The 20990-nt window shown below is 70.2% G+C and carries 21 protein-coding genes; 10 read left to right on the top strand and 11 right to left on the bottom strand.

What is annotated here, in order from left to right; genetic code table 11:
- Window positions 1–28: 28 nt before the first annotated feature.
- Window positions 29–313, top strand: coding sequence for a translation initiation factor eIF-1A (gene eif1A, locus H5V44_RS10655; protein WP_185193091.1), 285 nt, complete (start codon window positions 29–31; stop codon window positions 311–313).
- 57 nt (window positions 314–370) lie between these two features.
- Here the strand turns inward: eif1A and H5V44_RS10650 are convergent, their stop codons facing one another.
- Window positions 371–1486 carry a glycosyltransferase gene (locus tag H5V44_RS10650; RefSeq protein ID WP_185193090.1) on the bottom strand — a complete coding sequence of 372 codons (1116 nt, stop codon included), beginning with the start codon at window positions 1484–1486 and terminating at the stop codon, window positions 371–373.
- A gap of 106 nt (window positions 1487–1592) precedes the next feature.
- Between H5V44_RS10650 and H5V44_RS10645 the strand changes: the two genes are divergently transcribed.
- Together H5V44_RS10645 and H5V44_RS10640 are read left to right on the top strand one after the other, a co-directional pair.
- Window positions 1593–3596, top strand: a complete 2004-nt coding sequence (locus H5V44_RS10645; RefSeq protein WP_185193089.1) for an aldo/keto reductase — start codon at window positions 1593–1595, stop codon at window positions 3594–3596.
- Entirely contained in the window at window positions 3593–4468 is an 876-nt protein-coding gene (locus H5V44_RS10640) for a CDP-alcohol phosphatidyltransferase family protein (protein WP_246403907.1), read from the top strand. Before H5V44_RS10645 ends, H5V44_RS10640 begins: the two co-directional genes overlap by 4 nt.
- Before the next feature lie 172 nt (window positions 4469–4640).
- Here the strand turns inward: H5V44_RS10640 and H5V44_RS18265 are convergent, their stop codons facing one another.
- Window positions 4641–5558 carry a class II aldolase/adducin family protein gene (locus tag H5V44_RS18265; protein WP_343067717.1) on the bottom strand — a complete coding sequence of 306 codons (918 nt, stop codon included), beginning with the start codon at window positions 5556–5558 and terminating at the stop codon, window positions 4641–4643.
- Window positions 5548–6147, bottom strand: coding sequence for a hypothetical protein (locus H5V44_RS10630; RefSeq protein ID WP_185193087.1), 600 nt, complete (start codon window positions 6145–6147; stop codon window positions 5548–5550). The genes H5V44_RS18265 and H5V44_RS10630 overlap by 11 nt, the downstream gene beginning before the upstream one ends.
- 234 nt (window positions 6148–6381) lie before the next feature.
- On the opposite strand from H5V44_RS10630, the gene H5V44_RS10625 reads away from it, so the two are divergent.
- On the top strand, window positions 6382–6996 hold the full coding sequence (locus H5V44_RS10625; RefSeq protein ID WP_185193267.1) for a molybdenum cofactor guanylyltransferase: 615 nt from the start codon (window positions 6382–6384) through the stop codon (window positions 6994–6996).
- A 6-nt stretch (window positions 6997–7002) separates the two neighbouring features.
- Here the strand turns inward: H5V44_RS10625 and yqeC are convergent, their stop codons facing one another.
- The 4 genes from yqeC to H5V44_RS10605 form a co-directional block, all read right to left on the bottom strand.
- Window positions 7003–7740: a selenium cofactor biosynthesis protein YqeC gene (gene yqeC / locus H5V44_RS10620; protein ID WP_185193086.1), complete on the bottom strand. Its 738-nt coding sequence runs from the start codon at window positions 7738–7740 to the stop codon at window positions 7003–7005.
- A gap of 70 nt (window positions 7741–7810) precedes the next feature.
- Window positions 7811–8182 carry a CBS domain-containing protein gene (locus H5V44_RS10615; RefSeq protein WP_221625678.1) on the bottom strand — a complete coding sequence of 124 codons (372 nt, stop codon included), beginning with the start codon at window positions 8180–8182 and terminating at the stop codon, window positions 7811–7813.
- Between the two features lie 55 nt (window positions 8183–8237).
- Window positions 8238–9110 carry a serine O-acetyltransferase EpsC gene (gene epsC / locus H5V44_RS10610; protein WP_185193085.1) on the bottom strand — a complete coding sequence of 291 codons (873 nt, stop codon included), beginning with the start codon at window positions 9108–9110 and terminating at the stop codon, window positions 8238–8240.
- Window positions 9111–9189: 79 nt separating this feature from the next.
- On the bottom strand, window positions 9190–10227 hold the full coding sequence (locus H5V44_RS10605; protein ID WP_185193084.1) for a BGTF surface domain-containing protein: 1038 nt from the start codon (window positions 10225–10227) through the stop codon (window positions 9190–9192).
- A gap of 274 nt (window positions 10228–10501) precedes the next feature.
- On the opposite strand from H5V44_RS10605, the gene H5V44_RS10600 reads away from it, so the two are divergent.
- The 3 genes from H5V44_RS10600 to H5V44_RS10590 all read left to right on the top strand — a co-directional run bounded on the left by H5V44_RS10600 (window position 10502) and on the right by H5V44_RS10590 (window position 12946).
- A complete protein-coding gene (locus H5V44_RS10600; RefSeq protein WP_185193083.1) occupies window positions 10502–11851 on the top strand; it encodes a S8 family serine peptidase in 1350 nt (449 codons plus the stop codon).
- A gap of 81 nt (window positions 11852–11932) precedes the next feature.
- The gene (locus H5V44_RS10595) at window positions 11933–12541 is read left to right on the top strand and encodes an ArsR/SmtB family transcription factor (protein WP_185193082.1); all 609 of its coding nucleotides are present in this window, start codon (window positions 11933–11935) and stop codon (window positions 12539–12541) included.
- 180 nt (window positions 12542–12721) lie between these two features.
- On the top strand, window positions 12722–12946 hold the full coding sequence (locus H5V44_RS10590) for a hypothetical protein (RefSeq protein ID WP_185193081.1): 225 nt from the start codon (window positions 12722–12724) through the stop codon (window positions 12944–12946).
- Between the two features lie 30 nt (window positions 12947–12976).
- On the opposite strand, the gene H5V44_RS10585 is transcribed toward H5V44_RS10590, so the two are convergent.
- A complete protein-coding gene (locus H5V44_RS10585) occupies window positions 12977–15340 on the bottom strand; it encodes a heavy metal translocating P-type ATPase (RefSeq protein ID WP_185193080.1) in 2364 nt (787 codons plus the stop codon).
- A gap of 244 nt (window positions 15341–15584) precedes the next feature.
- Here H5V44_RS10585 and H5V44_RS10580 point away from each other — a divergent pair, with 244 nt between their 5' ends.
- The 3 genes from H5V44_RS10580 to H5V44_RS10570 are packed head-to-tail and all read left to right on the top strand — an operon-like array spanning window position 15585 to window position 17905.
- On the top strand, window positions 15585–16592 hold the full coding sequence (locus H5V44_RS10580) for a zinc-dependent alcohol dehydrogenase (RefSeq protein WP_185193079.1): 1008 nt from the start codon (window positions 15585–15587) through the stop codon (window positions 16590–16592).
- Window positions 16593–16608: 16 nt separating this feature from the next.
- Complete coding sequence (locus H5V44_RS10575; protein ID WP_185193078.1) at window positions 16609–17013, top strand: 6-pyruvoyl trahydropterin synthase family protein; 405 nt, start codon at window positions 16609–16611, stop codon at window positions 17011–17013.
- Window positions 17014–17017: 4 nt separating this feature from the next.
- Window positions 17018–17905 carry an SAM-dependent methyltransferase gene (locus H5V44_RS10570; RefSeq protein WP_185193077.1) on the top strand — a complete coding sequence of 296 codons (888 nt, stop codon included), beginning with the start codon at window positions 17018–17020 and terminating at the stop codon, window positions 17903–17905.
- Between the two features lie 217 nt (window positions 17906–18122).
- Here the strand turns inward: H5V44_RS10570 and H5V44_RS10565 are convergent, their stop codons facing one another.
- From H5V44_RS10565 to H5V44_RS10555, 3 genes are read right to left on the bottom strand one after another with little or no spacing between them, the layout of a single operon-like run.
- Entirely contained in the window at window positions 18123–18932 is an 810-nt protein-coding gene (locus tag H5V44_RS10565) for an ABC transporter permease (RefSeq protein WP_185193076.1), read from the bottom strand.
- Window positions 18922–19842: an ABC transporter permease gene (locus tag H5V44_RS10560; protein WP_185193075.1), complete on the bottom strand. Its 921-nt coding sequence runs from the start codon at window positions 19840–19842 to the stop codon at window positions 18922–18924. Before H5V44_RS10560 ends, H5V44_RS10565 begins: the two co-directional genes overlap by 11 nt.
- Window positions 19842–20972, bottom strand: coding sequence for an ABC transporter ATP-binding protein (locus H5V44_RS10555; RefSeq protein ID WP_185193074.1), 1131 nt, complete (start codon window positions 20970–20972; stop codon window positions 19842–19844). The genes H5V44_RS10560 and H5V44_RS10555 overlap by 1 nt, the downstream gene beginning before the upstream one ends.
- Window positions 20973–20990 lie beyond the last annotated feature (18 nt).

The following is a 20990-nucleotide window of genomic DNA, read 5'->3' as shown; positions in this document are numbered from 1 at the left end:
TTATCAGGACGCCCGTCGTATTGAAAGTATGACTGAGGAATCAGGGCGTCGGAACCTCCGAATGCCCGACGACAAGGAGCTGTTCGCCGTGGTAACGGAACACAACGGCGGCAATCACGTCCGCGTCCGGTGTGCGGACGGCAAAAACCGGATGGGCCGGATCCCCGGCCGGATGAAGTACCGGACCTGGATCAACGAGGGCGACGTCGTCCTCGTGGAGCCGTGGGACTGGCAGGACGAGAAGGCCAACATCGAGTGGCGCTACTCCGAGCAGGACGCCGAACAGCTCCGCGAGGAAGGCCACATCGAGTAGCTCCGGGCCCGTCATCGGCGTTTTTCCGCCGTCCCCCGACTGTGACCGACACCACGTTCAGAGCTCCCGAGCGACGGCGTTGCGGATCGCCCGGCGGAACCGGTCGCTCGCGAACCGATCCGGCGGCAACGTGGGCGGATCGTCGGCGTCGGCAGCCGCGGCGATCAGGTCGATCGCCTCCGACGTCGACCCGAACAGCCGGTCCCCGCGGCCGTCGAGGATCTCCCGCTGTCCGCCGCTGTTGGGGGCGAACGCAACCATCCCGCCGGCGACGTACTCCGCGACCGACATCCCGAAGTGTTCCTCCGGCTTGCAGTTCAGGCCGTATTTGCGGGTGCAGAGTAGTTCCTCCAAGCGTTCTCGCGAGGCGTCGCGTTCGACGGTCACGTACGGCCGCTCGGCCGCCATCGACTCGACCTGCCGCACATAGCGGCGGTAGGCCCGCGGCGCGGCGCCGACGATATGCAGCGTGAGGTCGTGGCCCCGTTCCCGCACGCCGTCGACGATGCGGATCGCATCCAGAATCCGCTTGTCGGGCGCGAGCCGTCCGACGACGACGAGTCCGTCCCGCCGCTCCGCCCAGTCTACCGCCCCTTCGATGGGGTCGACCGGCGGGTGGAGCACCGACGGCCGCACGCCGTAGACGTCGTCGACGACGCCGGCGGTCCACGCGGAGTTCGCGAGCAGCGCGGTTCCGTCGCCGAGACCCTCGGGCCGGGGGGCCGCAAGCCGGCTCCACACGCGGTTCAGCCGCCCGCCGTCGTCGCCGGGGCGACGGTCGGCGTGGAACTGCGGGTAGTGGACGTACTGCACCGACGGGGTCGGCAGCGACACCTCGTTTGCGGTACTCACGACGAGATCGAACGACGGCAGCTCCCCGTCGACGGCCCGGCGGAGCAGGACGCTCCGGAGCGCCAACTGCGGGCCGATGGCAGGGGCGCCCGCCGACAGCAACCGCGCTACCGGCCTCCCCCCCGCGGGTATCCGCACGTCGAGCGCGGCCGTGTCGAGGTCGATCCCGAAGCGTGCCGCGAGGTCCCGGGGATCGGTTTCGGAGATCGTATACAGCGTGACGGCGTGGTCCCGCTGGAGCGCCGCACAGGCCGTCAGACACACCACGTCGGCCCCGCCCTGGAAGTCGAGCGTGTTGTGGAACACCGCTACCCGGGCCATACTTCCCGTACCGGCGGCGGCGACATATACGACCGGGGTTCTCGACGGGCTGCCGTCGACGACATCGGCCCGCGCGTTTTTCACTGTCGGGGTCGACTAAGCGCCTATGCAGTGTGCGTTCGTCGGCGCGGGTGCCGTCGCGCGGCAGTACGCCGACGGCCTCGCCGAGTCCCCGCTCGATCTCGCCGCCGTCTGCGACCTCGACGCCGGGCGCGCGGAGTCGGTCGCGAGCGCCCGTGACGCCGCGACGTACACCGACGTCGACGCGCTTCTGGCCGCCGAGTCGGCCCCGCTCGTCGTGAACCTCACCGGCCACGCCGCACACGCCGATGTCACCGAAACGTGCCTCCGTGCCGACCGCCACGTCTTCAGCGAGAAGCCGCTCGCACTCGACGCCGCCCGCGCGGCCGAACTCGTCGCGACTGCCGAGGAGCGCGGACTGGGGCTTTCGTGTGCGCCGATCACCCACCGGTGCGACGCCCAGCGTCACGCCGCTTCGCTGCTGTCTGACGGCCGGTTCGGCCCGGTCCGACTGGGGTACGCCCACGCCCACGTCGGCCGCGTCACCGAGTGGCACGACAGCCCCGCGTCCTTTCTCTCGGTTGGACCCCTCTATGACGGCGCGGTCTACCCGCTGTCGCTCCTGACCGCGTGGTTCGGCCCCGTCGGACGGGTTCGAACCGCCGACGCGGTCGACGTCTGGCCCGACAGGGAGTCGCAGCGACCCGAACGCCCCGCCCACGTCGAGGCGACCCTCCAGTTCGCCGACGGCCCCGTGATCCGGCTCACCGCCAGCCTCTACGCCCCGCACCGCAGCCGCGAGTTCAACAGCCTCGAACTCCACGGCGACGACGGGTCGCTGTATCTCACGGACTCGGGGGCGCTCGCGGCCGACCGCGACACCGTCCGCGTCGGCGGTGCGGGCCGACCCTACGTCCCCGCGCCGCATCCCGCCCCGCGCCGGGAGTCGTCGTATCTCTCGGGACCCGAACGGCTGGCCGCCGCCGTCGACCGCGGGGCCCGCCCGACCGGGAGCGCCGCCCGCGCGGCCCACGTCGTCGCCGTCTGCAACGCTGTCGAGCGCGCGGCCGGCGCCGGCGGACCGGTCGACGTCCCGCACCCCGACCTGGAGTCGGCGGGGCCCGAAACCCCGCCGCCGACCCGCCCGGAGCCGGCTCCGAACGGGGGCCCGTCGGGGTCGACGACGCCCACCGATACACCAGCACGCCCCGCCGCGATCCGGCTCCCGTCCGTCGGGTTCGGCTGTTCGCGGTACCGGGACGGCGAGTACGTCGACCGGATCGACTCGATCGCGACCGCCCTCGACGCGGGCTACCGCCTGTTCGACTCGGCGGAACTCTACGGCAACGAGGCGCGGATCGGCGACCTGCTCGACTCGCCGGGGTCGCCGGACCGCGAGGGGCTGTTCCTGATCAGCAAGGTCTGGAACACCAACCACGAACACGTCGCGGAGGCGTGTCGCGGCAGCCTCGCGGAGTTGGGGATCGACTCCGTCGACGCGTACCTCCTCCACTGGCCCGACGCGTGGGCCTATCAGGGGCCGCTGTCGGAACTCGCGGAACTGCCCCCCGCCGAACAGGAGGCGCTGACGTTCCCGACCGACGACGACGGCGACCCCGACACCGTCGACGTTCCCCTGGTCGAGACGTGGCGTCGTCTGGAACGGCTCCACGACCGGGGGCTCGCCCGCACGATCGGCGTCTGCAACGTCTCCCTCGACCACCTGGAGACGATCCTCGACGCCGCCCGCATCCCGCCCGCGATCGTCCAGGTCGAATCCCACCCGTACCGCCCCCGAACGGACCTGATCGAGAGGTGTCACGCCGAAGGGATCCGGGTACTCGCCCACTCGCCGCTGTCGGCCCCGGGACTGCTCGACGAGCCGATCCTGGCCGAGATCGCCGCCGACCACGGCACAACCCCCCCGGCGGTCGCGATCGCGTACCACGTCGATCGCGGGGTCGTTCCGATTCCCGCGAGCAACGATCCCGACCACGTCGTCGCGAACCTCGCGGCCGCGCGGTTCCGGCTGACCGACGCCGACCGCGAGCGGCTGGCGACGCTCGAAGACCCGGGGTTCGAGCGATGACCGACGCCCCGGCGGTCCCGGCGACGCTCCGGCGGGAGTGGGCGGCCGTCGCGGCCGCGATGGCGTTTCTGACGGTCGGCGGCGCGTGGCTGCTCGCGCTGACGATCGACGGCGACATCATCTTTCTCCTGGGGCTGCTTGCCGACCTGGCCCGGCTGTCGGCCCGCGGGATCGTCGACCTCGCGGACGCCGTCTGGATCGCGTCGGGCTTCGCGTCGGTCCGGTGGCTTGCCCCCGTAGCGGCGATGGTGAGCTTCCAACTGTGGTTCTCGTACCGCCACCTCGACGCGAACCGGCCAGACCGGGCCGACGGCGTGTCGGTTCACCGGTCGCTCGGGCTCCCGAACCTGGTCACCCTGGGTCGCGGCGCGCTGCTGGCGGCGCTGTCGGGGTTCGCCGCGCTCACCCCCCGCCCTGAGATCGCGTGGCTCCCCGCGGTGCTCTACGGGACGGCCTGCGGAATGGACCTCCTCGACGGCTTCCTCGCGCGCCGGAGCGAACGCACCACCCTCCTCGGGGCGAAACTCGACCTGGCGATCGACACCACCGGGTTCCTGGTCGCGCCGGTGGTTGGCGTGCTCTGGCACCAACTTCCGGTCTGGTATCTGTCGCTGTCGGCCGCGCGGTACCTATTCAAACTCGGGTGTTGGTTCCGCAACCGACAGGGGAAGCCGGTGTTCGACCTCCCGCCCAGCCTCCTCCGGCGGCCGCTGGCGGGGATCCAGATGGGGTTCATCACGTTCGCGTTGATACCGATCGTGCCGCTTTCGACCGTCCGGCCCCTGGCTGCGGTGGTGCTCGCAGCGTCGCTTGCGGTGTTCGTCCGCGACTACTTCGCTGTCGCCGGGACGCATCCGTCCGACGGTGTGTGAGTGGGCCGTCTCCGGGATTCAACTGGCGTTCACGTTCGGAAAATACTAATAATTTTGTTAATTAACGTGTGGAACGAATACGTTTCGTATCGCGTTTCAGCCGTTTCTGATCCCGGAATCGAAATCTGACCGTCTAATCATAATACAGCAATGAAATACAGTATACTGATAGTTATCCGCCCTGTCCGTAGTCGCTGAACCGGTCGAACAGGTGTTCGAGTTCCTCCTCCGGGAGGTGGGTCGGGTCGCCGATGTTCTGCCCCTGGTAGTGGATGCGGGCGCAGTACTCCACCATCAGCGCGACCTCGAACGCCGAGTCGGCGTCCCCGCCGACCGCGATGACGCCGTGGTTCCCCAGCAGGCAGGCGTTGTGGTCGTCGCCCAACGCCGACACGGCCGCAGCTCCGAGTTCCTCGCTGCCCGGTTCCTCGTACGGCGTGACCGGTACCTCCTTGCCCGCGAACGCGATGAGGTAGTGGGTCGCCGGGATCGGTTCGTGGAGGGCGGCGAAGGTGCTGGCGTACGGGGAGTGGGTGTGGACGACTGCGCCCACGTCGTCGCGCTCGCGCATTATCTGCAGGTGCATCGGCTTCTCCGACGACGCCGCCAGTTCGCCCGCGACCTGCTCGCCGATGTCCTCGCGGGGATCGTCTGCGTCCAATACGGCCTCGCCGGCGCGGAGGGGTACCGCGCGTCGATCATCCACGCGTTCGGCCACGGCTTCGACGTCCACCAGGGGACGATCCACGGGGTCGTCGCACCCCACGTCCTCCGGTGCGTCTTCGACCGGGTCGAGGGACGCCGGGACCCGCTTGCGTCTGCGCTCGGTGTCGCCGACGCCGGTGCGGACCCGGCCGACGCCGTGACCGACGCGGTCGCGGGCGTCCGCGACGACCTGGGGCTCCCGCGTCGCCTCCGCGGCGCCGCCGCCGTCGTCGCGGTCGGATCTGCCCGCCGTCGCCGCCGCGATCCGGGACGACGACCTGCTGGGGGTCGTACCCGAGGGGGTCGACCCGAGCACCGAGGAGACCGCGACGGTGCTCGACCGCGCGTGGTGACGACGCCGCTTGTGGTCCCGGTCAGGAGTCACTCTCGGTGCCGACGTCGACATCCGCCTCGGCCAGCGCGTCGGCCAGCCGCGACCCCGGCGGGACGGCGTCCCGGAACGCCGCCGATTCCACGCCCACGTCGCCGTTGACCGAGAGGAAGCCGAGCCCGCCGTCGGGGGCGGCGTCGAGGTTCGCCAGAAAGGCCACCTTCCGGGCGGCGGGGACCCCGTCGATCGAGAGGTCGGGGTCGACGGAGGCGTACAGCGACCGGTGTTCGATCACGTGTTCGACGCAGTCGACCGTCGGCGCGAAGAGCAAAAGCAGGTGCACCCCCGGGCCGTCCCGGGCCAGACTGGCCCGGAGGTCGTGGTCGTCATCCCGGAAGAAGTACCGCTCGGTCCGGCGGTACTGCCGGAGGATCTCGTTTGCGCCCGACGCCATCCGCACGGCGGGGTCGGCTTTCAACTCCGCGAGGTAGGTCACCCGCTCCGGCGGCGCGGTCCGGGCGTAGACGTCGACGACGCCCCGGGTGCCGTAGTGGTTATACGGCTCCTCGAGTCGGATTTCGGGGTCGTCGAAGGCGGCCTCGAAATGGTCGACCACCGCCGTCGCCAGTTCGTCCTCCCGCATCGTCGAAACGGAGATCACGCCCGGATATATGTACTCGGGTGCCGGCGGCCCGGAACGGCGATGCCGGAGGCCGGCGGCCCGGAACGGCGATGCCGGAGGCCGGCGGCCCGGAACGGCGATGCCGGAGGCCGGCGGCCCGGAACGGCGATGCCGGAGGCCGGTGGCTCGACGGCGACGGCGGGCGACCTCGTCGCACTCGTCACCTTCTTGCGTCGCGGTCGGGAACTCGGAGGTATGCGCGCGTGTCTGGTGCTCGCCGGCGGCCGCTCGACCCGGTTCGGCGACAGCGACAAAGCGGTTGCCGACCTCGCGGGGACGCCGATGATCCGCCGGGTGGTCGACCGGATCGCAGGCGTCGTCGACGAGGTGGTGATCAACTGTCGTGCGGATCAGGTCGATTCCATCCGCGACGCCGTGGCCGGCAGCGGCTTCGAGCCGACGTTCGCGGTCGACCGCGAGACCGACGAGGGGCCGATGGCGGGGATCGCTCGCGGGCTTGAGGCCGTTTCGGCGGAGTACGCCTTCGTCGTCGCCTGCGATATGCCGTTCGTCGATCCCGACTTCGTCGAGTACCTGTTCGAGCGTGCTGCCGGCCACGACGCCGCGGTCCCGCGCCCCGACGAGTGGTATCAGACGACGCAGGCGGTTTATCGGACCGAGACGATGACGCGGGCGTGTCGGCAGGCGCTGGACCGTGGCGCCGACCGGATCGTCGCGCCGCTCGGTGACCTCGACGAGATCGTGGTCGACGGCGCGGAGATCGAGCGGGTCGCCGCCGCCGACACCTTCGACAACATCAACACCCGCGAGGAGTTCCGAACCGCAAACGAGCGGCTCGCTGGGGAGTAATCCCGCTCAGACCACGTCGACGACGGGGTCGTCGGCGCGCATCTCCGCGAGCACCACCCGCGGGACGTCGATCCGGTCGTGGATCCCGCTGGCGACGTCTCTCGCCGCCGCTTCGAGGGCGTCGTCGTCGACCATATTCAAAAGTGGAACGTACGTCGCCCCTTCGGGCACGTCCTTCCGCCCGCCGCGGTCGCTGGCGAGCACCGCTGCCACGTCTTCGGCCGCGATCTCCTCGCCGGGTTCTACGCCGGTGATCCGGCTGACCTCCGGAACCCGATGCACCAGCTCCTCGGAGAGCGGTTCGCCGACGACGTGGACGCTCGCGATCGCGACCACCGTGTCGGCGGTGGCGGGCAGCCGCGGCTCGTGGTCGTCGGGCGCCTTGAACCGCCGCATCCGGGCGCCGTCGGCCTTCAGGAGGACCGGCACGTCGAAGTCGGCGAGGCGATCGACGACCGCGAGGTCGTAGCCCCGATACCGGTCCTCGCGTTCCCGCTCGGGGACGACCCCCAGCGGCCATTCCCCGTCGTCGTCCCGTTCGAGCGCCGCTTCGAGGGTTCTTGTCGGGTCCTCCGTGACGGCGACTCGTCCGGCCCACTCGTCGAAGATCGGGATCCGGACCGTGGCGGTGACGACCGCGCGGTCCAGCCGTCGGGCGAGCGCCGCCATCGTGGTCTTCTTGCCGCCGGCGCCGACGACGCACGTCGTCCCTGTGGCGGCCTCCAGCGCGTCGACGATGTCCATACCGGCACCACGCCGTCGGCTCGTTTGAATCGTGCGGTCGGCGCCGCGGTCCGCTCCGGACCGGTACCGCCTACGAGACTTCGGCGGTGATGTCGGTCGCGGAGATCATCCCGACGAAGTCGTCGTCGACCACCGGGAGGTGGCTGATGCCGAGGGTCTCCATCATCGCCGCGGCCTCGGTGAGCCGGACCCCCGGCGGCACCGTCTCGACGGCTTCGGTCATCACCGCCGAGACGGGGGTCTCTCCGGGGTCGAGATCCTCCGCGACGGTGTCGATCACGTCGGTACTCGTGACGATACCGACCTCGGTCGTCGGGACCAGCAGCGCGTTGACGTCGCGTTCGCGCATCAGCCGCGCCGCCTCGGCGACGCTCGCGTCCGGACTGACGGTCACGAGCGCGGTCGACATCACGTCGCGAACCAGCGTCGAACTGTTTGACATACCCCTACCGACACGGCCGAGCGGTTTCGCTTTTTCGTCCGCAGCGCGCCGGCGGTCACTCCTCGTACCGTTTCCGCTCCTGGGTCGGGTGGCTTTTGATGTACACCTTGGTGTGATCGGGGACGTCCTCGGTGATCCAGGAGTTGGCGCCGATGCTGACGTGGTCGCCGACCGTGATCGCGCCGAGCACCTTCGTGCCCGCCCCGATCACGACGTGGTCGCCGATGTCGGGGTGGCGCTTGTACCCCTTCTTCAGGGCGTGCTCGTCGCCTTCCTCCTCCTCGAAGTGGAGCGCGCCGAGCGTCACGTCCTGGTAGAGCCGGACCCACTCGCCGACGGTCGCGGTCTCGCCGATCACGACGCCGGTGCCGTGGTCGACGAAGAAGTACTCGCCGATCTCCGCGCCCGGGTGGATGTCGATCCCGGTCCGGGTCTTCGCGTACTCGGTCAGTTCGCGGGCGTACTCCTCGGCGCCGACGTCGTAGAGCACGTGGGCGACGCGCTGGACCGCGATCGCTAAGAATCCGGGGTACGACCGGATGATCTCCATATACGTCTTCGCGGCGGGGTCGCCCTTGTACGCGGCCTCGACGTCGCGTTTCAGCACCCGCCGGAGCCGCGGCAGGCTGTCGATGAGCGCCGACACCGTCTCGCGCGGCCGCGTCTCGCCGTCGGAGTACGGGCAGATGCCGGCTCTGAACAGTTCGCCGAGTTCGTCGAGGTGTTCGAGCACCGCGAGTTCGTCGCGGACGAGTTCGGGCGCGTTCCAGCAGGTCGGAAACAGCAGTTCCTGCAACAGTTCGACCTCCTCCCGACGGTGGTTGCGGTCCGGAAAACACGCCGTCACGCTGGTCGGGAACGGCTCCGTGTCGTCCTGGTAGGCGGCGAAGAGCCGCTCGTGTGCGTCACCGTCGTACCGGTACTCCATACCCACAGTCACCGCAGGACGGTATTATACCTTGCACATTAGTGGCCCCGTCGGCCCACGGCGGGCGTTTCCTGTCGCCTCACCACTCCAGAAGCACCGCGGCCAGGACGGCCCCGCCGAGCAGGAACGCGCCGCTGACGAGGGCGCCGACGGCGACCGATCCGGGACCGTCGCCGCCGGCGTCGGCCGGCTCGTTCGTCGGGGCGTCGGTCGCCACGGTCGGGGTGGCCGCCGCCTGGACGACGAGGCTCCCGACGTCGGCGGGCGCGTCGGTCCCCTCGCCGCCGGCATACAGCGCGACGTCGTAGGTAGCGGGATCGAGCGTCCCCTCGAGTGGGGTCTCGGATCTGATCGTCACGCTGTCGCCGCCGGAGGTGCTGACGGTGTCGCCGCCGCGCCCGGCCAGGGAGGTGTCGACGTAGAGGATCGCCTCGCCGTCCCCGTCGCCGTCGGTGACCACGGCTTCGAGTTCGTAGTTCACCTCGGCCGCGTCGCCGACGACGACGACGGCCCGGTCGGTGTCGCCCCCGTCGAACGTGACTGGCACGGCCGTAACCCCGCCGGTGTCGGCCAGGAACACGTTCTCGCCGAACGTCACCGGCGCGTCGGGACCGGCCGTCCGCGTCGGGGTCGCGGTCTGTTCCGGGATCGGTGTTGGCGTGTCGCTCGGCGGGGTTTCCGCGCAGTCGCCCTCGCAAGCGACGACCTCGCCGTCGACCTCGATCTCGGCGGAGCCGTTCTCGGTTTGGGCGGTCAGCCTGAACCCGTCGCCTGCCGACTGGTGCGCGAAGTCGAAGGCGACGGCCCAGGTGCCGTTCTCGGTCACGACGCCGCGTTCCGCCTTGAGGAAGGCCGGGTCGGTGCCGTCCGTCGACCGAACCCGCACCAGGATCTCGGTGCCGACCGGCGCGTCGGCGGTGCCGCGCACGACCTGCGCGGTGCCGTTTGCGACCGTCACCCGATCGCCCTCGTGGTCGACCGTGACGCTCGGGCCCGCCGCGACCGGCGCGGCGAACGTCGCCGGCGCAAGCGCGGTCACGAGGACGACGAGCGCGGCTGCGATCCGAACCGGACGGCCGCGACCCAGCCACCCCGTCCCCGACCGACGGCTACGCATCGACCACCTCACCGACGACGGGCGGTCCACGACCCGGTTCCTGCAGCGGTAGCACTGTTAGCCCGGCGGGCGCATCCGCCGACCCGTCTGCGGAGGGTATCTGTGTCGACTCGTGTGCGGAGGGCATCCGTGCCGACCCCTGTACGGAGAGCATACGCGTCGACCGAGCGGGGGTATCACCTAAGAACGCCCGATTGCTTCGAGAGCCGTTTACGCTACCGCGTGGCCGGGATCCAGAAACGTTTATCACCGCTGTCACGATACCGGGTGACGGATGCCGACGGATCGGACCGAGTTCGGCGTCAGCCGGCGCCGGGCGCTCGCGATCGGCGGCGCAGCGGCCGCCAGCGTGCTCTCCGTCCGGGGGATTCCCTCCCTCGGTAGCGGCGGCTCCGAGACGGGGACCGACCCGCCGCCGGTCGCGGACGACTCGATCGGCCGCGTTCACGACCTCGGGGTCACCGGGCGCGGCGTCCACGCCGCGGTCCTCGACCCGACCGGGTTCGATCCGACCCACGACGCGGTGGCCGGTCGGATCGCGGACATCCGCCAGTTCGGCGCCGAGCGTGCGGTCGTGGAGGGGACCACCCACGGCACCGCCGCCGCCGCGGCCGTCTCGTCGATTGCGCCCGACGTCCGGCTCTCCCTGGCGTCGTTCCGGGAGACGGGGGAGTTCCGCGCGGCGACCGGGTGGGCGCGGGACCGCGGCGCGGACGTGATCCTCGCGCCGGTCGCCGCCCACGGGGCCGTCACCTCGCCCCGCTCGCCCGTGTTCCGCGCCGCACGGGCCGCAGCCGAGTCCGGGTCCGTGGTCGTGGCACCCGCCGGCAACGCCGCCCTCGGCCACTGGCAGGCGCCGTTCGACGCACTCGCCGACGGCACCGCCGCCGACCGACGGCTCCGGATTCGGGCGATGCCCGGCGGCGATTCCGTCGCGGGTCGGTTCGTCGCGTGGCTGGTGACCGACCCCCCGCTCGGGGCGGACCTGACGCTCTCGCTGCTGCGCGCGGTCGACGGCGGCGAGCGGTGGGATCTGATCGCGGTGTCGCGGTCGGTCGATAGACGGGCGGGCCGGCGGCTGACCGCCGATCTCACGCCCGGCGACTACGCGCTCGCTGTCCGAGTCGAGGGGTCAGCGCCGGCAGACGGCGCCCCCACGAGCCGCGTCGAGGTCACAACCCCGACCCACGCGTTCGTCTCGCCGCGGCCGCTCGGCAGCGTCGCCGTCCCCGCGAGCGTCCCGGGCGTCGTCGGCGTCGGCGCCGTCGGACGCCGGAACGACCTGGAGGACGTGGTGCCGAACGCGGAATCCGGTCCGGCCGCCGGGGCCGTGGCCCCGTACAGCGGCCGGGGGCCGACGGTGGGAGGTGACACGGGCGTCGACGTCGTCGCGCCGCCCCGCCCGTGGGCCGCTGCCGGCGCACCCGGCACGTCGGCCGCCGCCGCGCGAACCGCCGGGGCCGCCGCCCTGGTACTCGACGCGCGACCGGGACTCGACCCCGAGGGGGTGACGCGGATCCTCCGGGCCTCCGCGGGCGACGTCGGCCGTCCCGGACGCGACCTCTCGGCGGGGTGGGGCCGACTCGACGCCGTCGCCGCGGTCCAGCGCGCACGGGCCCGGTAGGGGGCCGCTCTCGACCGGCTCAAACGGACGTTTAAGCTTCCACACACATTGATAGGTCGCGTCTGCGTAGTCCGACGTACGATGTCATCGCCCATCGCCCGGCTGGGGGGAAGCGTCCGGTCGCCGGACGCCTCGCCAGCGGTCGTCGATGTCAGCGACGACGACGCGGGTGAACTCGTCGACGCACTCGGCTCGGAGACCGCACGGGAACTCTACAGCGCACTCCACGACGACCCCGCGCCGCCCTCGGAGCTGGCTCGGGAGCTCGACACGTCGGTCCAGAACGTCCACTATCACCTCTCGAAGCTCCGGACGGCCGGGGTCGTCGAGTCCGTCGGCACGCGGCTCTCGGAGAAGGGCAACGAGATGACGGTGTACGGCCCCGCCGCCGATCCGATCGTGCTCGTCGGCGACGCGTCGCCGACCCGCCGGGCGGACCTCCGGCGGGCGATCTCGGAGGTGGCCGCGGGCGTGGCGGTCCTCGGGCTCGCGAGCCTCGCGGTCCAGATCGCGGCCGAACGCCTCCTCGGGGCCGCGGCGTCGTCGCCCTTCGAGCCGGCGAGCCTCGGCGTGGGCGAGGGCGCGCGGGGGCTCCTGCTCGCCGCGGAACCCGGCGTGCTGTTCTTCGTCGGCGGGCTCGTCGTCTTCGCCGTCGCGATGCTCCGCGGCGCCGTCTCGACGGATCGATGACCGACCGCGAAGCCCGTCCGGCCCCGACCCGGATCGGCCGGACCGCGCTCCGCGCGGCCGACCTCGACGGGGCGATAGGGTTCTACCGGGACGCGTCGGCCACGTCCACCCGGAAGCGACCGACCTCGGGGCCGCCCGGGCCTTCTACGTCGACACGCTGGGGTTCGACGTGCGGGCGGAATGGGGTTCCGCCCCGTTCCTTGCCGCCGGCGACTCCACCGCCACGTCGGCGCGAACACCTGCAACGGGCGCTCCGAACCCGCGGGCGGCTACGGGCTGGCGTGGTTCGAGGTCGTGGTCCCCGACAACGCGGCGCTGGCGGCGGTTCGGGAGCGACTCGCTGCCGCCGATGTCGCTGTCGGGGAGCGCGGGGACGGCATCGAGTTCGGGGTTCGGACCGACTGACCGGAGGGGGCGCCCGGGAGCGGGTGCCGATCACTCCCCCTCGGGTCGCAGCCGCGAGAGCCGCATCGCGTTGCCGGTCACGCCGACCGTCATCCCGGCGTCGCCGGCGAGTACCGCCAACCAGATCGGGACGTAGCCGAACGGCACCGCGACCGCGAGCAGTGCCTTCAGCCCCAGGCTGGCCCAGACGTTCTGCCGGATCACGCTGTTTGTGTCGCCCGCGAGTTCGTAGAGGTACGGCAGCTTCGAGAGGTCGTCTGCGAGTAGCGCGATGTCTGCGGTCTCCAGGGCGGTGTCGGTGCCCGCCGCACCCATCGCCACGCCGACCGTGGCGGTCGCCAGCGCCGGCGCGTCGTTGACGCCGTCGCCGACCATCGCGACGCCGCCGTCCCCGTCCCGCCCGGCGAGGCCGCGGACCGCGTCGACCTTCTCCTCGGGGAGCAGCTCCGCGCGGAACTCGTCGACGCCGACCGCCTCGGCGACCGCGCGGGCGGTCCGCTCGTTGTCGCCGGTCAGCATCACCGTCCGCGACACCCCGAGTTCCTTGAGCCGAGCGACCGCGCGGGCGGCGCCGGGCCTGACCTCGTCGGCGACCGCGATCACGCCCTCGATCTCCTCGTCAGTCCCGACCAGGACGACGGTCTTGCCCGCCGACTGGAGTTCGGGGACGATCCCCTCGAGGAGGTCGACGCAGTCGTTGCGCTCGCAGAGCTGCCGGGCGGTCGTGGTCACGGCCCCGCCGTCGGTCGCGGCGTGGACGTGCGAGAGGTCGAACCCGAGTTCCTCGAACAGCCCGGGCTTGCCCGCGAGGTGGGGGGTGCCGTCCAGACGGCCGCGGACGCCCCTGCCGGTGAGGCTCTCGAAGCCGTCGACCTCGGGGGCCGCCGAGTCGGTGACGCCGGCGTCGCCCGCGGCCGCCACGATCGCCTCCCCGACCGGGTGTTCGCTCCGGCCTTCGAGCCCGCGGGCACACCGGAGGACGTCGGCCTCGCTGTTGCCGTTCAGCCCGATCACGTCGGTCACTGCCAGTTCGCCCGTGGTGAGCGTTCCCGTCTTGTCGAACGCGACCGTGTCGACCTCGCCCATCGCCTCCAGGTGCGTGCCGCCCTTGATCAACACGCCGTTCTTTGCGGCCGAGGTGATCCCCGAGACCACCGACACCGGCGTCGAGATGACGAACGCACACGGGCACGCAAGCACCAGCAGGGTGAGGCCGTAGACCAGCGCGGTCGGCCACGTCACTCCGAGGACGAACGGGGTCGACAGCGTGACCACCACCGCGAAGGCGACCACCACCGGCGTGTAGTACGACGAGAACCGCTCGACGAACTGTTCGCGGTCGGTCTCCTCCGCCCGGGCGTCCTCGACTAGCCCGACGATCCGCGAGAGGGTGGTGTCGGCTGCGGCCGCGGTGACCCGGACTTCGAGGTACCCGTTCTCAACGAGCGTGCCGGCGAAGACCTCGTCGCCGACGGTCTTGTCGACCGGGACGCTCTCGCCGGTGATCGGCGACTGGTTGACTGCGCTGTCGCCCGCGATCACCTCCCCGTCGGCGGGGATCTTCCCGCCCGGCCGCACGACGACGACGTCGCCGGGCTCGACGGCGTCGACGGGGACTATCTCCTCCTCGCCGTCCGCGCGTTTCACCGTCGCCTCCTCCGGCGAGAGGTCCATCAGCTCCCTGAGGGAGTCGCGGGCGCGGTCCATCGAGTACCGCTCTAGGAGTTCGGCGACGCTGAAAAGCACCGCGAGCGTCGCGGCCTCGAAGTACAGCGCCTCGCCGAACCCGACGCTCGCGGAAAGCGCCCCCAGGATCGCGACCGACATCAGGAAGTCGATGTCCAACCGGCGGTGCAGCGCGGAGTAGTAGCCGCCGCGGAGGATCGCCTGGCCGCCGGCCGCGACGGCGAACACAAAGAGCGCGTCCGCGAGGTGGAGTTCGCTTCCGAGTGCGGCCGCGACCCGTGGGTTCGCTCCGGGGACGAAAAACTCCAGGGCGAGTCCGGCCGCGAGGAAGACCGCGCCGATCCAGGTCTTCACCGCGCGGGGGCTCCGCCAGACCGGGTCGGGATCGGTGTCCGTCCCGCCGGCCCCGTCCGCCGTCCCCGCGTCGGTCACCTCGTAGCCCGCCCCGCCGATCGCGTCGACGAGGGCCGACGCCGACACCGACTCGGGGTCGTACGTGATCGTCACCCGACCGGTCGCGGGCGCGGTGTCGCGGTCGACGACCCCATCGACCCGGTCGAGGGCGGCCTCGACCTTCCCCGCACACGAGGCGCAGTCCATCCCCGGCACCTCGAAGCTCGCGGTCGCGACGGCGCCGTCCTGCGGTTTCGCGGTAGCGCTGCCGCTCGACGGGCCGTCGGGCGGCGATTCCCGGCTCGAGGGTGGCATTACTGGTCCGGAGTGGCTCGGTCCGTATTAATTTCACTGCTATATTGACCGCCTCTCTTGGTACTCCTTAATAATTGAATGAAACTAAAATAACAACACCGTCCGTCGAGCCAACAGCGTCATAACGCTGCGGCTCAGATCCGTGGTAACGACCTTATATGTGCGTCGAACCCTCTCGCGTCGGGCGGTCGCACGTCCCAGTCCCCCACTGCGGGTCAGAACACCGTCGTCCCCGTTCCCCGCGATGAACCGGCGCTCCCTGTACTTCACTGGTCCGTCGGAAGCCGCGATCAGGCCGACGTCGGTCGGGATGGCCGACGACGAGGTGCTCGTCGAGACGCGCGTCTCGGGGATCAGCGCGGGGACCGAACTCCTGATCTACCGCGGCGACGCCCCGACCGACCTGCCGGCCGACGAGACGCTGGAGGCGCTCGACGGCGACCTCTCCTTTCCGGTCCGGTACGGCTACGCGGCCGTCGGCGAGGTCGTCGAGACGGGAGCGGCGGTCGACGACGAGTGGCTCGGCCGGACGGTGTTCGGGTTCACCCCCCACGAGACCCACTTCGCGCTCCCCCCCGAGCGGCTTCTCGTCGTGCCCGATGCGGTCGACCCCGAGGCGATGGCGACGTTCCCGTCGGTGGAGACGGCGACGTCGCTTGTCCTCGACGGCCGGCCGCGGGTCGGCGAGGAGGTCGTCGTCTTCGGCGCGGGCGTCGTCGGGCTGTGTACGACCGGCGTCCTGTCTTCGTTCCCGCTCCGCCGACTCGTCGTGGCCGAACCGATCGAGGGCCGCCGGGAGCGGGCCCGGGAGATGGGCGCCGACGTCGCGGTCCCGCCCGGCGCGGTCGCCGACGTGATCGGAAGCGACGCCGACCGCGAGGGTGCCGACCTGGTGTACGAACTCTCCGGCCGCCCGGCGACCCTCGACGACGCGGTGGCCGCCGCGGGCTACGACGGCCGCGTGATCGTCGGGTCGTGGTACGGCGACAAGCCGGCCGCCCTCGACCTGGGGTCGTCGTTCCACCGCGACCGGATCTCAATCGAGTCGAGCCAGGTGAGCACCCTCGCACCGGAGACGCGGGGCCGCTGGAGCAAACAGCGGCGGGCCGAGGTCGCGGTCGAACGCCTCCGCGACCTCGACGCCGCCGACTTGGTCACCCACCGCGTCCCCTTCGACGACGCGCCCGAGGCGTACCGCCTGCTCGAGGAGCGCGCCGACGGCGTCCTGCAGGTCCTGCTTACCTATCCGTAACCACACGATTCCGACGATGACACCACCAACTCACGACACGTACGAACTGACCGTCACGCGGGAGTTCATCGCACAGCACTACCTCACGGTGCCCGATCCCGGGCCCGAGGGCGAGGTCCACAGCCACCACTTCACCGTCGAACTCAGGTTCGCCGGCCCCGAACTCGGGGAGTACGGCTACCTCGTCGACATCGACGCGGTCGACGCGCTCTTGGACTCCTTAGAGGACCGCTACCGGGACGCCCTGCTGAACGACCTCCCGGAGTTCGCGGGACTCAACCCCAGCATCGAACACTTCTCGCGGCTGTTCGGCGACCGCGTCGCCGACGCCCTCTCGAATCCGACGCCGACCCGGCTGACCGTCCGGATCTGGGAGGACGACACCTCCTGGGCGAGCCACACCCGCCGGCTCGACGGGTAGGCGGATGGAGCACGCCCTGCCGCGGTATCTGGAATCGAAACGCTCGGTCGACGAGCGGTCGCTGTCGACGCGGGTCCGCGACCGCTTCCTCGCGGAGCTGCCGCCCGCCCCCGAGATGGTCGAGGCGGCGTGTGGAACCGGCGTCACGGTCCCTCGGCTTCTCTCGTGGGGCGTCGACGCCGGCCGGTACCGGGGGATCGACGCCGACGGGCGGATCGTGCCGTTCGCGCGGTGGCTCCGCCCCCGGGAGCTCCGACGGACGGGGTACGACGTTTCCCGCGACGCGACGGGCGGCGGCCCCGCCGCCGGCGACGGTCCCGCAGTCGACTTCGAGGTCGCCGACCTCGCGGTCTCGTTTGCGACCGGCGACGCGCTCGACGCGCTTGCGGCCGCCACCGACCTCGATGCGGTGATCGCACAGGCGTTCGCGGACCTGGTTCCGCCCGCCGAACTGGCCTCGGCGGTCGAATCCGCGCTCCGCCCCGGCGGGGTGGCGTACCTCCCGATCACGTTCGACGGCGGGACGATCGTCCAGCCCGACCACCCTGCCGACGACGCGGTCGAGTCGGCCTACCACGACGCCATCGACGCTCACACCGGGCGCGACGTCCGGGCGGGGCGGCACCTCATCGACCTGTTCCGGCGGCGCGACGGCGACCTGCTTTCGGTCGGAAGCTCCGACTGGATCGTCCGTCCGCGCGGCGGGGCGTATCCGGCGGACGAGCGGTACTTCCTCGCCCGGCTGCTCGGGTTCGTCGCGGACGCGGTCGGCGACCGGGACGTCGAGAGGTTCGACGAGTGGCTCGCGACCCGCCGGGATCAACTCGCGGCGGCGGAGCTGACCTACGTCGCCCACCAGTACGACCTGCTCTACCGGGCGCCGACCGGATGAAGTGCGTTCCTCGCGCGGGAGGACGGCCTCACCCTCCGTCGACGCCGACAGGTGATCAGCGCTGACCGGGTGATTCATTTATAAGCTGACCGGTATTTTCGCTGTACTCTATTTCGTGTGATACAATCAGAAGCCACCTCTCGGCGTCCAGGTTGCTATTCGATCGCGTGTAAGTTCCGAAATATCAGAAACAGAAGTATACTTCGTAAAGTATACGTCAGCCCAGACGCTTCGCAACGAAGTCGAGGTTCATCGCGAGCGCGGCCACGATGAGACCGCCGACGGAGATCAGGATCAGAAACGTCGACACGACACTCACCGTCGGCGTGAGCGACTGTCGTAGGGAGCCCCACGCCAGCACCGGGATGGTCTGGGTCTGGAAGTTCGACAGGAACAGCGCCATCACGAACTCCTGAAGGCTGATGATGAACGCCAAAAGCGCCGACACGACGATCCCGTTTTTCACGTTCGGGAGGATCACGTGGATGAAGACCCGGATCGGGTTCGCGCCCAGATCCATCCCGGCGTCACGGAGCTGCCAGTCGAACCGCTGGAACACCGACTGCATCACGAAGAACACCAGCGGCGTCGCCCACAGGCTGTGCGCGAGGATGATGCCGATGTACGACGATTGGAGTCCCAGCGCGCTGAAGTACACGAGCAGGGTCACACCCAGGATCACCGGCGGGATCAGGAGTGGTAGAATCACCACGGGCGTCACCAACTCGCCCAACCGGCCCTGCCGGGCTTCGAGCCCGAACGCGGCGGTGATCCCCATAAACGTCGCCAGAACGGTGGTTCCGATCCCGACGATGAAGCTGTTGTCGAACGCCCTGAGCCACTGGATGTCGGCGAAGAACTCGCCGTACCACTTCAGCGAGAACCCCTGCGGGGGAAACTGGAGGTTGCCCGACGCCGAGAACGACGTCACGATCACGATAAACAGCGGCAGAAGCATCGCTACGAAGATGGCGGCGTACCCCAGCCGGAACGCGGCGATCCCCAGCCTGTCGGGCTCAAGCCGCATCCGAGATGTCACCCCCGAAGCGGCCGAGCACGACGTAGATCAGCACGATGCTCACGAACATCAAGACGAGCATAACCGTCGACAGCGCGGTCGCGATCGGCCAGTTGAAGTTGAGTAGCATCTGCTCTTGAACTTCGAGCGCGAACGGCCGGTCGCTCCCCGCCCCGAGTAACGCGGGCGCGGAGTACGCGCCGACGCTCCACGCGAAGGAGATGATGGTCGCGACGGTGACCCCGGGCATGATCTCGGGGAGGACGACCTCGAAGAACGACCGCGCCCGGCCGGCGCCGAGGTCCCGGGCCGCCTCAACGAGTTCCCACTCGACGGTGGAGAGGACGCTGTAGATCGCTAACATCGCGTACGGGAAGACGATGTACACCTGCCCGACCACGACCCCGAGCGTGTTCGGCACGACCTGTACCGGCGAACTGAGCAGCCCGACCGCGAGCAGGAGGTTGTTGGCGGTGCCGTTCGGGGCGAGCAGCGGGACCCACGCGTACGTCTTGATCACGAGCGTCGTCAGAAGCGGCAGCACGATCGAGAACAGCAGCGCCGATTTGAGCAGGCCGTCGGCGCGCCACGTCGCGTACGCGTAGAAGGTCGCGAGAACGACGGCGAGCACCGTCGCGATGATCCCGAGCTTAAACGAGTAGGTGATGATCCCCTGGAGCAGCTCCGACTGGAACACTTCGATGTACGACGCCACGGTGAACGTGCCCTCGGCGTAGGGGAGATTCCGGGACTGCTCGCTGAAGCTGATCCGGATGAGCATCGCGAACGGGACGACGAAGATCAGCACCTCGAACAGGATCAGCGGGCTCATCAGGAGCAACGACCGCCGGGAGCCGGACTGGGCCTCGAACGGTTCCCACAGCCGGTCCAAAACCGAATCCGGGGTTTGGACGCTCATTACGCTCCCCTCACGCGGCTCCCGTCGGGGTGGAACACCAGGATATCGTCGGTGTTCCACCCGAGTTCGACCTGCTCTCCCTCCTCGATTCCGGTCTGATCCATCACGCTCTGCTCGACGAACAGCTGCTCGCCGCCGACATCGACCACGTAGCGGATCATCGACCCACGGTAGATGTTGTTCTCGACGGTGCCGGTAACCGTGTCACCCCCGGTCCCGTCGGCACGAGCCGTCTGCGCTTCCGACGTGTCGGCTTCGTCCGACCGTTGGATCCGCATAAACTCCGGCCGGAGCGAGACGGTGAACGAAACCCCCGGTTCGACCGCCTCGAACGGCGGGATTCGGATCCTCGCGCCGAAGTCCGTCGCGAGGCGGGCGTAGTCGGCGGCGGCTTCGGTCACCTCCCCGGCGACGAAGTTGGTGTCGCCGAGGAACTCCTCGACGAACCGGTTCGTGGGGTTCCGGTACACCTCGCTCGGTTCCCCGACCTGTACCAGCCGGCCGTCGTTCATGATCCCGATCCGGTCGGCGAGCGTGAACGCCTCGTCCTGGTTGTGTGTGACGTAGACGAAGGTCTTGTCGAACTCCTCGTGGATGTCCTTGAGTTCGATCTCCATCTCCTCGCGGAGCCGCTTGTCGAGGTTCGACAGCGGCTCGTCCAAGAGGAGCACGTCGGGATCGACCGCCAACGAGCGGGCCAGGGCGACGCGCTGTTTCTGCCCGCCGGAGAGGTCAGTGGGGCTGTACTCCTCGTAGCCGTCCATATGGACGCGTTCGAGCATCTCGCGGGCCTCCTGTTGGCGCTCTTCGGAACCGTCGCCGCGCATCTTGAGCCCGAACGCGACGTTCTCTAAGACGGACTTGTACGGGAACAGCGCCCAGTTCTGGAACACCATCGAGGTGTCGCGGTCGTACGCCGCCTGGTCGGTGACGTTGTCGCCGCCGATGTACACCTCGCCGGCGGTGGGCGTCTCCAGCCCGCTTATCATCCGCATCGTGGTCGACTTCCCGCACCCACTCGGGCCGAGCAGGCAGAGCAGCTCCCCGTCGCGGACCGACAGGTCGACGCCGTCGACCGCCTGGAGGTCGCCGTACGACTTCGAGATGTCTTCCAGTTCGATCTCGGACATGTAAATCAGGTGCTCCCG

The organism is Halobellus ruber (assembly GCF_014212355.1).
GTDB classification, from domain to species: domain Archaea; phylum Halobacteriota; class Halobacteria; order Halobacteriales; family Haloferacaceae; genus Haloquadratum; species Haloquadratum rubrum.
Note: the sequence above shows the minus strand (reverse complement) of the source record. Positions and strands in the feature narration are given on the sequence as shown.

Coding starts and splice junctions, on each gene's coding strand:
- epsC (WP_185193085.1), bottom strand. CDS start 9,110: ATGGAGTACCGGTACGACGGTGACGCACACGAGCGGCTCTTCGCCGCC.
- H5V44_RS10560 (WP_185193075.1), bottom strand. CDS start 19,842: ATGAGCGTCCAAACCCCGGATTCGGTTTTGGACCGGCTGTGGGAACCG.
- yqeC (WP_185193086.1), bottom strand. CDS start 7,740: ATGGACATCGTCGACGCGCTGGAGGCCGCCACAGGGACGACGTGCGTC.
- eif1A (WP_185193091.1), top strand. CDS start 29: ATGACTGAGGAATCAGGGCGTCGGAACCTCCGAATGCCCGACGACAAG.
- H5V44_RS10580 (WP_185193079.1), top strand. CDS start 15,585: ATGAACCGGCGCTCCCTGTACTTCACTGGTCCGTCGGAAGCCGCGATC.
- H5V44_RS10630 (WP_185193087.1), bottom strand. CDS start 6,147: ATGCGGGAGGACGAACTGGCGACGGCGGTGGTCGACCATTTCGAGGCC.
- H5V44_RS10600 (WP_185193083.1), top strand. CDS start 10,502: ATGCCGACGGATCGGACCGAGTTCGGCGTCAGCCGGCGCCGGGCGCTC.
- H5V44_RS10625 (WP_185193267.1), top strand. CDS start 6,382: ATGCGCGCGTGTCTGGTGCTCGCCGGCGGCCGCTCGACCCGGTTCGGC.
- H5V44_RS10650 (WP_185193090.1), bottom strand. CDS start 1,486: ATGGCCCGGGTAGCGGTGTTCCACAACACGCTCGACTTCCAGGGCGGG.
- H5V44_RS10585 (WP_185193080.1), bottom strand. CDS start 15,340: ATGCCACCCTCGAGCCGGGAATCGCCGCCCGACGGCCCGTCGAGCGGC.
- H5V44_RS10615 (WP_221625678.1), bottom strand. CDS start 8,182: ATGTCAAACAGTTCGACGCTGGTTCGCGACGTGATGTCGACCGCGCTC.
- H5V44_RS10595 (WP_185193082.1), top strand. CDS start 11,933: ATGTCATCGCCCATCGCCCGGCTGGGGGGAAGCGTCCGGTCGCCGGAC.
- H5V44_RS10570 (WP_185193077.1), top strand. CDS start 17,018: ATGGAGCACGCCCTGCCGCGGTATCTGGAATCGAAACGCTCGGTCGAC.
- H5V44_RS10590 (WP_185193081.1), top strand. CDS start 12,722: ATGGGGTTCCGCCCCGTTCCTTGCCGCCGGCGACTCCACCGCCACGTC.
- H5V44_RS10605 (WP_185193084.1), bottom strand. CDS start 10,227: ATGCGTAGCCGTCGGTCGGGGACGGGGTGGCTGGGTCGCGGCCGTCCG.
- H5V44_RS10565 (WP_185193076.1), bottom strand. CDS start 18,932: ATGCGGCTTGAGCCCGACAGGCTGGGGATCGCCGCGTTCCGGCTGGGG.
- H5V44_RS10575 (WP_185193078.1), top strand. CDS start 16,609: ATGACACCACCAACTCACGACACGTACGAACTGACCGTCACGCGGGAG.
- H5V44_RS10640 (WP_246403907.1), top strand. CDS start 3,593: ATGACCGACGCCCCGGCGGTCCCGGCGACGCTCCGGCGGGAGTGGGCG.
- H5V44_RS10555 (WP_185193074.1), bottom strand. CDS start 20,972: ATGTCCGAGATCGAACTGGAAGACATCTCGAAGTCGTACGGCGACCTC.
- H5V44_RS10645 (WP_185193089.1), top strand. CDS start 1,593: ATGCAGTGTGCGTTCGTCGGCGCGGGTGCCGTCGCGCGGCAGTACGCC.